A 10,520-nucleotide genomic window follows, 5' to 3' on the forward strand; every position below is an offset into this window, starting at 1 on the left:
AGCAACAACAGGGCGTCGGGCCACTCTTCGGGGGAGCGGGCGCGCATACGCTGCGCGTAGGCCACGAGAGCATCGGTCCCCAGTGCGGACGAATCCTCGTCGTCCGGGGCCGTCGCCACGCGACACGAGCCGAACGCCAGGACGAACCGGTCGCCGGCACCGAGGGTCCGAATCAGGGACGGGTCGTCGCCGGTATGTGGCCACACCTCGCGCCCGTCCAGACGCACCTCGTAGGGCGTGGTGGATCCCGGCTCCAAGCCTTCGACCGAGACGAGGGCATAGTGGTGGCCTGCCACCGTCCACGTCTTCTCCGAGTTGCCGAGGACCTGCACGGTGCACGGGGCAGACGTCTCCACCCACACCGTGGCGTCCGTAGCCCCGACGTGCCGAAGTAACGGGCCGAGAACGAGATCCACCACGGCGTCACCGGGCCCCTACTGGACGGAGCGACCGCCTCATGCGGTCCGAGGGTACTCGCAACGAGCGACCCCAAGCCGATTCCGGCGATTTCCGCACCGATCTCGGACCGTTTTGCGGGTCGCGCCGGAACGGATGTCGGGCCGCAGTTACCAGCCGCGTTCCCGCCACTCGCCGAGATGCGGACGCTCGGCGCCGAGCGTGGAGTCCTTGCCGTGCCCCGGGTAGATGACGGTGTCGTCGCCGAAGCGGCCGAACAGCTTCGTCTCGACGTCGTCGAGCAGCGAGGTGAACTTCTCGTGGTCCGCGGTCTTGCCGATACCGCCGGGGAACAGGCAGTCGCCGGTGAACACGTGGTGGCGGCCCGTGCCCTGCTCCTCGAGGACCAGCGCGATCGAGCCCGGGGTGTGCCCCGACAGGTGCAGCACCTCGAGCGACAGCTCACCGATCTCGACGGTGTCGCCTTCCATGAGCAGGCGGTCGGGCGTGACGGGCAGCGGCTCGGCGTCGAGCGGATGCGCGGCGGTCGGCACACCCGTGGCGTCGGCGACCTTCTCGAGCCCCTGCCAGTGATCCCAGTGCTGGTGCGTGGTGACGATCAGCTCGAGTTTCGGGGCGTTCTCGGCGAGGTAACTCACCAGCAGATCCGGCTCGTTCGCGGCGTCGATGAACAGCGACTTGCCGGTGGCGGAATCGGTGATGAGGTAGGTGTTGTTGTCCATCTGGCCGACGGAGAGCTTGACGATGGTCGCGCCGGGGATCGTGCGGCGCTGCGCGGGGCCGCCGGGGGAGACCTCCCCGGTGTAGTGGTCGTCGATGGTCACGGGCTGCTTCGTCATGTGGCAGAGATTACCGCCGGGGAACATCTGCCGAGGTGAGGAGGCTGCGAACGCGAACGTGTCGGTGGGCGCGCCTACCATGGCACAGTCCGGTGTCGCGTGATTCGGCGCCGGCTCCTCGAAATGCAACCGGACGGTGCGCGCCCACCAGGCGCGGGGTCCGAAGGAAGGACGTGGCGTGGCGGATCGCCTGATCGTGCGAGGTGCACGGGAGCACAACCTGCGCGGAATCAACGTGGACCTCCCACGGGACAGCCTCATCGTGTTCACCGGGCTGTCCGGCTCCGGCAAGTCGAGCCTCGCGTTCGACACGATCTTCGCCGAGGGGCAGCGGCGGTACGTCGAATCGCTGTCCGCGTACGCACGCCAGTTCCTCGGCCAGATGGACAAGCCCGACGTCGACTTCATCGAAGGCCTGTCCCCGGCGGTGTCCATCGACCAGAAGTCCACCAACCGCAACCCGCGGTCGACGGTCGGCACCATCACCGAGGTCTACGACTATCTGCGTCTGCTGTACGCCCGCGCCGGTACCCCGCACTGCCCGGTCTGCGGTGAGCAGATCGCGCGGCAGACGCCGCAGCAGATCGTCGACCAGGTGCTCGACATGGAACCGGGACTGAAGTTTCAGGTCCTCGCGCCGGTCGTGCGCACCCGCAAGGGCGAGTTCGTCGACCTGTTCGAGCAGCTCACCATCCAGGGCTTCGCCCGCGTGCGCGTCGACGGCGTCGTGTATCCGCTGACCGACCCGCCGAAGCTGAAGAAGCAGGAGAAGCACGACATCGAGGTCGTCGTCGACCGCCTCGCCGTCAAGCCCACCGCCAAGCAGCGGCTCACCGACTCGATCGAGACGGCGCTGCGCCTGGCCGAGGGCATCGTCGTGCTCGACTTCGTCGACCGTGACGAGAACGCCCCGGATCGGGAGCGACGCTTCTCCGAGAAGCTCGCCTGCCCCAATGCGCATCCGCTGTCCATCGACGATCTCGAGCCCCGCTCGTTCTCGTTCAACTCGCCGTACGGAGCCTGCCCCGAGTGCACGGGTCTCGGTGTCCGCAAGGAGGTCGACCCGGATCTCGTGGTGCCCGACCCGGAGTGCACCCTCGAAGACGGCGCGATCGCCCCGTGGTCGGTGGGGCAGAGTTCCGAGTACTTCAACCGGTTGCTGTCCGGTCTCGGCGACATCATGGGCTTCGACCTGTCGACCCCGTGGAACAAGCTGCCGGCCAAGGCCCGTAAGGCGATCCTCGAGGGCAGCACCGAGCAGGTGCACGTCCGCTACAAGAACCGCTACGGCCGGGTTCGCTCGTACTACGCCGAGTTCGAGGGCGTCATGCCGTTCCTGCATCGACGACTCGAGCAGACCGAGTCCGAGCAGATGAAGGAACGCTACGACGGCTACATGCGGGACATCCCGTGCCCCGCGTGCGACGGCGCGCGGCTGCGGCCGGAGATCCTGTCGGTGACGATCGCCGCCGACGGCGGGCACAAGTCCATCGCCGAGGTGTGCGACCTGTCGATCGGTGAGTGCTCGGCGTTCCTGAACAGCCTGACCCTCGGCCCCCGCGAGGAGGCCATCGCCGGGTCGGTGCTCAAGGAGGTGCAGGCCCGTCTCGGGTTCCTGCTCGACGTCGGTCTCGAATACCTCACCCTCTCGCGCGCGGCCGCGACCCTCTCCGGCGGTGAGGCGCAGCGCATCCGGCTCGCCACGCAGATCGGTTCCGGCCTGGTCGGTGTGCTGTACGTGCTGGACGAACCGTCCATCGGCCTGCACCAGCGCGACAACCGTCGCCTCATCGAAACCCTCACGCGGCTGCGGGATCTCGGCAACACCCTGATCGTCGTCGAGCACGACGAGGACACCATCCGCGCCTCCGACTGGGTCGTCGACATCGGGCCGTTCGCCGGTGAGCACGGCGGTCGGGTCGTGCACACCGGAACGTACAAGCAGCTGCTGGACAACACCGAGTCGCTGACCGGCGCGTACCTGTCCGGACGCAAGAGCATCGAGGTGCCGCCGCTGCGCCGGCCGATCGACCGCAAGCGTCAGGTCACGGTCGTCGGGGCCCGGGAGAACAATCTGCGCGGCATCGACGTGTCGTTCCCGCTCGGCGTGCTCACCAGCGTCACCGGGGTGTCCGGCTCCGGCAAGTCCACGCTGGTCAACGACATTCTCGCGACAGTGATGGCGAACAAGCTCAACGGCGCCCGCCAGGTGCCGGGCCGGCACACCCGCGTCAACGGGCTCGACCAGCTCGACAAGCTCGTCCAGGTCGACCAGTCACCGATCGGCCGCACCCCGCGGTCGAACCCGGCGACCTACACCGGTGTGTTCGACAAGATCCGCACCCTGTTCTCGCAGACCACCGAGGCGAAGGTGCGCGGGTACCAGCAGGGGCGGTTCTCGTTCAACGTCAAGGGCGGCCGGTGCGAGGCGTGCTCCGGCGACGGCACCCTCAAGATCGAGATGAACTTCCTGCCGGACGTGTACGTGCCGTGCGAGGTGTGCCACGGCGCCCGCTACAACCGCGAAACCCTCGAGGTGCACTACAAGGGCAAGAACATCGCCGAGGTGCTCGACATGCCGATCGAGGAGGCCGCCGAGTTCTTCCAGCCGGTCACCTCCATCCACCGCTACCTCAAGACTCTCGTGGACGTCGGGCTCGGCTACGTGCGGCTCGGGCAGCCGGCGCCCACCCTCTCCGGTGGTGAGGCGCAGCGCGTCAAGCTCGCTGCCGAACTGCAGAAGCGGTCGAGCGGACGCACCGTCTACGTGCTCGACGAGCCGACAACGGGCCTGCACTTCGAGGACATCCGCAAACTCCTCGGCGTCATCAACGGGCTCGTCGACAAGGGCAACACGGTCATCGTCATCGAGCACAACCTCGACGTCATCAAGACCGCGGACTGGGTCATCGACATGGGACCGGAGGGCGGATCGGGCGGCGGCACCGTCGTCGCGCAGGGCACCCCCGAGGAGATCGCGGCAACCGAGGGCAGCTACACCGGCCGGTTCCTCGCCGAAGCGCTCGGCGCCGCACCGGCGTCGGAACCGGTCCGCAAGCCCGCCCGCAAGCGCGCCCCGAGGAAGGCCGCCGCGGTCGGATAGCCGACAGGCGCCGACGCGGCGCGGCTCGACTCACCGGGAGGGCGCGCCGACCTGCACACGAGCAAGTCGGCGCGCTCTCGTGCAACCGGCGTCGGGATCCTCGAGGTCAGTAGACGGGGCCGGTGTACTTCTCGCCGGGGCCCTTGCCGGGCTCGTCGGGATGCGCCGACGCCTCCCGGAACGCCTTCTGCAGCGCCTGCAGGCCTTCCCGCATCGGGCCGGCGTGCGGGCCGAGGTACTCGACGGACGCGGTGACCAGGCCGGCGAGCGCGGTGATGACCCGGCGCGCCTCGTCGAGGTCCAGGTGGGCGCTGTCGTCGGGGTTCTCGTCACCGAGGCCCAGTTTCTCGGCGGCGGAGCTCATCAGCATCACGGCGGCGCGGCTGATCACCTCGACGGCGGGAATCTCGGCGAGGTGGCGAACGTCGTCGGCGGGCGACTCGGGGGTGTCGGTCATACCGTCGAGGATTCCATCCCGGTCCCTCCGGATCGCTCGCGGGTCGGGTGGGGAAGCGCCCGATTCGATCCTCACGTGCAGATTTGCTACTGTGGATCCCACGACCGCCCACGTGGAACACGCGTGGGCAGCAAAGTGGAGTCCGACTCCCACCTCTGGCGGCACATCGTTGCAGCTCAGTGGTCCGGTCCGCCCCGCACCTCGGTGCCGTGGGTGACTCGCCTTCCCAGGTGAGCGACGACGGTGCAGCCCCGGCTGCCGGTTCGTCGGGCCGGTCGGTAATCGGACCCCGTGTGGAGCTTCGGCGCCGCAGCACGTGGGCCCGACATTCCTCGACGAAAAGACCCCGCTGCGGCGCGGTCAACAGACCGCACCGCTCTACCTAGGAGGCCCCATCAGCGCTGAGACCCGCATCAACGAACGCATCCGAGTTCCCGAGGTCCGACTCGTCGGACCGGGTGGTGAACAGGTCGGAATCGTGCGTGTTGAAGATGCACTCCGCCTGGCATACGAAGCCGACCTCGATCTGGTCGAGGTGGCCCCCGACGCCCGCCCGCCCGTGTGCAAGATCATGGACTACGGCAAGTTCAAGTACGAGGCCGCGCAGAAGGCGCGCGAATCGCGCAAGAACCAGCAGCTGACCGTGATCAAGGAGCAGAAGCTCCGGCCGAAGATCGACGACCACGACTACGAGACCAAGAAGCGCAACGTCGTTCGCTTCCTCGAGGCCGGGTCGAAGGTCAAGGTCACCATCATGTTCCGTGGCCGCGAGCAGTCGCGTCCGGAACTCGGATTCCGGTTGCTGCAGCGTCTGGGTGCCGACGTGGCCGATCTCGGCTTCATCGAGACCGCTCCGAAGCAGGACGGCCGCAACATGACCATGGTGCTGGCCCCGCACAAGGGCGCGAAGACCCGCGTGAAGGCCCAGGAAGCAGCCCAGGCCAACACCGCCAAGTCCGCTCCGGCCGCTCCCGCGCCTGCCGCCGAGCAGCCGACGACCGAGCAGGGCGACACGCAGACCAGCTGACCGCTCGGGCAGCACAGCCGGTGCTGCGTGAGTTAGACGTACCCGAACAACCGGAAGAACTGAGGACTCCATGCCCAAGTCGAAGACCCACAGCGGCACCGCGAAGCGATTCAAGGTGTCCGGCAGCGGGAAGATCCTGCGCCAGAAGGCCGGCCGCCGCCACCTGCTCGAGCACAAGTCCTCGCGGGTCACCCGTCGCCTCGACGGCAAGGCCGTCGTCGCCGACGTCGACGCGCCGCGCATCAAGCGCCTGCTCGACATCTGAGCTTTCCCGACCGACCATCCCGGGGGCGAGAATCTGCCCCCCGAAACTGACAGGACATATCAGTGGCACGCGTGAAGAGGGCAGTCAACGCCCAGAAGAAGCGCCGTTCGATTCTCGAGGCTTCCAAGGGCTACCGCGGGCAGCGCTCGCGGCTGTACCGCAAGGCCAAGGAGCAGCAGCTTCACTCGCTGACCTACGCCTACCGCGACCGTCGTGCGCGCAAGGGTGACTTCCGCAAGCTGTGGATCAGCCGCATCAACGCCGCTGCCCGCGCCAACGACATCACCTACAACCGGTTCATCCAGGGCCTCAAGGCCGCCGGTGTCGAGGTCGACCGCAAGATCCTTGCCGAGCTCGCCGTCTCCGACGCCGAGGCGTTCGCGGGCCTGGTCGCCGTCGCCAAGGCCGCCCTGCCGGCCGACGTGAACGCTCCGGCCGCCTGAGCGCAGCGCTGAACGACACGACAGCACAGAAGCGACCCGTGGATCCGCTCACCGAGCGCACTCCACGGGTCGTTTCTGCTGTGAAACTGCTGCGTACCGCCGAACGCCGCAAGGCCGGCCGCTTCCTCGCCGAGGGGGAGAACTCGGTCGCCGAGGCGCTCGAAACCGCGACCGTGCACGAGGTGTTCGTCACCGCCGCCGCGGCCGACCGCTATCCGGGTCTGCTCGACGCCGCGCACCGTCGCCGCGTCCGTGTCTCGCTCGTCACCGACCGCGCCGCCGAGCGACTGTCGGACACCGTCACCCCGCCCGGCGTCGTCGCCGTGTGCGACCTGCTCGACGTGCCCCTCGACCGGGCGCTGTCCGCGCAGGCCCGGCTCCTCGCGGTGCCCGTCGCGGTGGGGGAGCCCGGCAACGCGGGCACCGTCATCCGGGTCGCCGACGCCGTCGGCGCCGACGGCGTGATCCTCGCCGGCGACAGCGTCGACCCGCACAACGGCAAGTGTGTGCGTTCCTCCGCGGGCAGCGTGTTCCACCTGCCGGTCGCCCGGGAGCGCGACACCGACCGCGTGCTCGGTGCGCTCGCCGACGCCGGTCTGCAGGTGCTCGCCACCGCCGCGGACGGCGAAGTGAATCTCGACGACGCCGACGAGCTGCTCGCCGCGCCCACCGCCTGGCTGTTCGGTAACGAGGCCCACGGATTGGACCCGCAGATCGCCGCCCGCGCCGATCATCGGGTGCGGATCCCCATCCGGGGCCGCGCCGAATCGCTGAACCTGGCGACCGCCGCCGCGATCTGCCTGTATGCCAGCGCGCGGGTGCAGCATCGCGTGCACGGACCCATCACCTAGGATTTGTGTGTTGTGCTGCCGGGATCCGGTTCCGGCGGCACCCGACAGAAAACGTTCGCCGGAAGAAGGAGTTGCACCGGTCGTGGCCAAGAATGAGGGCGGCACGCCGCCGGCAGTGGACCCCAGCGCGCTGGCCGAGGAAGCGCTCGCCGCCGCCGAGAAGGCCGCGCAGGAAGCGTTCGCCGCCGCCACCGACCTCGACGCGCTCGCCCAGGCGAAGATCGAGCACCTCGGCGACAAGGCGCCCATCTCGCTCGCGAAGCGGGCGCTCGGATCGCTGCCCGGCAACGAACGCGCCGACGCGGGCAAGCGGGTCAACGCGCACCGCACCGCCGTGCAGGCCGCGTTCGACGAGCGCAAGGCGCAGCTGCAGGCGGAACGTGACGCCGCGGTCCTCGTCGCCGAGGCGATCGACGTGACCCTGCCGGCGAATCGCCGCGCCGTCGGCGCCCGCCACCCGATCACGCTCATCTCCGAGCAGGTCTCCGACGTGTTCGTCGCGATGGGCTGGGAGGTGGCCGAGGGCCCGGAGGTCGAGACCGAGCACTTCAACTTCGACGCCCTGAACTTCCTGCCGGACCACCCGGCGCGGACCATGCAGGACACCTTCCACATCGCCCCCGAGGATTCGCGGCAGGTGCTGCGCACCCACACCTCCCCGGTGCAGGTGCGGACCATGCTGTCCCGCGAGATCCCCATCTACGTGGTGTGCCCGGGGCGCACCTTCCGCACCGACGAGCTCGACGCCACCCACACCCCGGTGTTCTCGCAGATCGAAGGCCTCGCGGTCGACAAGGGCCTGACGATGGCGCACCTGCGCGGCACCCTCGACGCGTTCGCCCGCGCGCTGTTCGGTCCCGACACCCGCACCCGCATGCGGCCGAACTACTTCCCGTTCACCGAGCCGTCGGCCGAGGTCGACGTGTGGTTCCCGAACAAGAAGGGCGGCGCCGGCTGGGTCGAGTGGGGCGGCTGCGGCATGGTCAACCCCAACGTGCTGCGCGCCTGCGGCATCGACCCCGACGTCTACAGCGGATTCGCGTTCGGCATGGGACTCGAGCGCACCCTGCAGTTCCGCAACGGCATCTCCGACATGCGCGACATCGTCGAAGGCGACGTGCGGTTCACGCTGCCGTTCGGCGTGCAGGGCTGACGCCCGCCCCAAACCCGACCACCCCCGAGAATCGAACGAACGAGAAAGCTGAACTCACGTGCGAGTAGCGCAGTCCTGGCTGACCGAGATCCTGCAGCGTTCCACCCCGGAATGGAACGTCACCGCGGAGGAGCTCGACGCGGGATTCGTCCGGGTCGGTCTCGAGGTCGAGGAGGTCGACACCCTCGACCGCATCGACAACCTCGTCGTCGGCCGGGTCGTCGAGATCACGGAGCTCACCGAATTCAAGAAGCCCATCCGGTTCTGCCGGGTCGACGTCGGTGAAGCCGAGCCGCGCGGCATCGTGTGCGGCGCCCGCAACTTCACCGAGGGCGACCTCGTCGTGGTCGCGCTGCCCGGCGCGGTCCTGCCCGGCGACTTCGTCATCGCGACCCGCAAGACCTACGGGCAGGTGTCCGACGGCATGATCTGCTCGATCGCCGAACTCGGGATCGGCAAGGACCACTCCGGCATCCTCGTGCTCGAGGAGGGCAGCGCGGAGCCCGGCACCGACGCCAACGACCTGCTCGGCCTCGGCGACACGGTCATCGAACTGAACATCACCCCGGACCGCGGCTACTGCTTCTCGGTGCGCGGCCTGACCCGCGAACTCGCGTGCGGGTTCGACCTCGAGTTCTCCGACCCGGCGCAGGTCACCCCGAACCCGGCCGACGGCGAGGCCTACCCGATCCGGCTCGAACCCGAGTCCGGCGCCACCCGGTTCGCGGCACGGAAGGTCACCGGCATCGATCCCGACGCGGTGTCGCCGTGGTGGCTGCAGCGTCGTCTGCTCACCGCCGGGGTGCGCCCGATCAGCCCCGCGGTCGACGTCACCAACTACGTGATGCTCGAGCTCGGTCAGCCGCTGCACGCGTTCGACGCGGCGACCCTGCAGGGTGAGCTCGTCATCCGCCGGGCCCGCGCGGGCGAGAAGCTCACCACCCTCGACGGTGTCGAGCGCGTCCTCGATCCCGAGGACGTCGTCATCACCGACGACTCCGGTGTCATCTCGCTGGCGGGCATCATGGGCGGCGCCACCACCGAGGTCGGCGACACCACCACCGACGTGCTGCTCGAGGCGGCCACCTGGGATCCGCTGGCGGTGTTCCGCGGCAATCGTCGGCACAAGCTGTCCAGCGAGGCCGGTAAGCGCTTCGAACGCAACGTCGACCCCGAGGTGGCACTGCCCGCCCTGGACCGGGCGGCGTCGCTGCTGGTGGAGATCGCCGGTGGCCGGGTCGAACCGCTCCTGACCGACGTGTCGGTCCCGGTCGAGCCGGTCACGATCCGCATGGACATCGACCTTCCGGACCGGGTCGCCGGGGTCACCTACCCGAACGGCACCGCCGCGCGGCGACTCACCCAGATCGGTTGCGCCGTCGAGGTCGGTGTCGGGGTGGACGGGCACGGCCAGCTCGTCGTGACCCCGCCGTCGTGGCGCCCGGACCTGCGTCAGCCCGCCGACCTGGTCGAGGAGGTGCTGCGCCTCGAGGGTCTCGAGCAGATCCCGTCGGTGCTGCCCGCCGCCCCCGCGGGCCGCGGTCTCACCCCGTCGCAGAAGCGCCGCCGCTCCGTGGGCCGGGCCCTGGCGTCCGACGGGTACGTCGAGGTCCTGGCGCCGGTGTTCCTGCCCGCGCACGTGTTCGACACGTGGGGTCTGGACGCCGACGACCCGCGCCGCCACACCACCAAGGTGCTCAACCCGCTCGAATCGGATCGTCCCGAGCTCGCGACGACGCTGCTGCCGGGTCTGCTCGAGGTGCTCTCGCGCAACGTCGCCCGCGGCCAGCGGGACCTGTCGCTGTTCTCGATCGCGCAGGTCGTGCTGCCCGGCGCCGAGACCGGCCCGGTCCCGGTCCTGCCGGTGGATCGTCGGCCCACCGACGAGGAGATCGCCACGCTGGAGCGGTCGCTGCCGAAGCAGCCGGTGCACATCGGCGGTGTGCTGTGCGGGCTGCGTGAACC

The 10,520-nt window shown here is 69.4% G+C and carries 9 protein-coding genes and 1 pseudogene; 7 read left to right on the forward strand and 3 right to left on the reverse strand.

Annotation, left to right across the window (positions count from 1 at the left end):
• Together I0Q12_RS32420 and I0Q12_RS08565 are read right to left on the reverse strand one after the other, a co-directional pair.
• Positions 1-419, reverse strand: a pseudogene (locus tag I0Q12_RS32420) (alkaline phosphatase family protein); the annotation flags it as partial.
• A 147-nt stretch (positions 420-566) separates the two neighbouring features.
• A complete protein-coding gene (locus tag I0Q12_RS08565; RefSeq protein WP_197251522.1) occupies positions 567-1,256 on the reverse strand; it encodes an MBL fold metallo-hydrolase in 690 nt (229 codons plus the stop codon).
• Between the two features lie 178 nt (positions 1,257-1,434).
• On the opposite strand from I0Q12_RS08565, the gene uvrA reads away from it, so the two are divergent.
• Positions 1,435-4,359 carry an excinuclease ABC subunit UvrA gene (gene uvrA, locus I0Q12_RS08570; protein WP_197251523.1) on the forward strand — a complete coding sequence of 975 codons (2,925 nt, stop codon included), beginning with the start codon at positions 1,435-1,437 and terminating at the stop codon, positions 4,357-4,359.
• A 106-nt stretch (positions 4,360-4,465) separates the two neighbouring features.
• Here uvrA and I0Q12_RS08575 read toward each other — a convergent pair whose 3' ends face one another.
• Positions 4,466-4,816, reverse strand: a complete 351-nt coding sequence (locus I0Q12_RS08575; RefSeq protein ID WP_197251524.1) for a DUF1844 domain-containing protein — start codon at positions 4,814-4,816, stop codon at positions 4,466-4,468.
• A gap of 349 nt (positions 4,817-5,165) precedes the next feature.
• Between I0Q12_RS08575 and infC the strand changes: the two genes are divergently transcribed.
• From infC to pheT, 6 genes are all read left to right on the forward strand, one after another.
• Positions 5,166-5,843, forward strand: coding sequence for a translation initiation factor IF-3 (gene infC / locus I0Q12_RS08580; RefSeq protein ID WP_197251529.1), 678 nt, complete (start codon positions 5,166-5,168; stop codon positions 5,841-5,843).
• A 70-nt stretch (positions 5,844-5,913) separates the two neighbouring features.
• Complete coding sequence (gene rpmI, locus I0Q12_RS08585) at positions 5,914-6,108, forward strand: 50S ribosomal protein L35 (RefSeq protein ID WP_197251525.1); 195 nt, start codon at positions 5,914-5,916, stop codon at positions 6,106-6,108.
• A gap of 62 nt (positions 6,109-6,170) precedes the next feature.
• Positions 6,171-6,551, forward strand: coding sequence for a 50S ribosomal protein L20 (gene rplT / locus I0Q12_RS08590; protein WP_006553977.1), 381 nt, complete (start codon positions 6,171-6,173; stop codon positions 6,549-6,551).
• Positions 6,552-6,589: 38 nt separating this feature from the next.
• Complete coding sequence (locus I0Q12_RS08595) at positions 6,590-7,402, forward strand: RNA methyltransferase (protein ID WP_197251526.1); 813 nt, start codon at positions 6,590-6,592, stop codon at positions 7,400-7,402.
• 82 nt (positions 7,403-7,484) lie between these two features.
• Positions 7,485-8,555: a phenylalanine--tRNA ligase subunit alpha gene (pheS, locus tag I0Q12_RS08600; RefSeq protein ID WP_197251527.1), complete on the forward strand. Its 1,071-nt coding sequence runs from the start codon at positions 7,485-7,487 to the stop codon at positions 8,553-8,555.
• A 58-nt stretch (positions 8,556-8,613) separates the two neighbouring features.
• The coding region (gene pheT / locus I0Q12_RS08605) for a phenylalanine--tRNA ligase subunit beta (protein WP_197251528.1) at positions 8,614-10,520 on the forward strand (1,907 nt) is incomplete at its 3' end.

The organism is Rhodococcus sp. CX, assembly GCF_015865005.1.
Taxonomy (GTDB): domain Bacteria; phylum Actinomycetota; class Actinomycetes; order Mycobacteriales; family Mycobacteriaceae; genus Rhodococcus.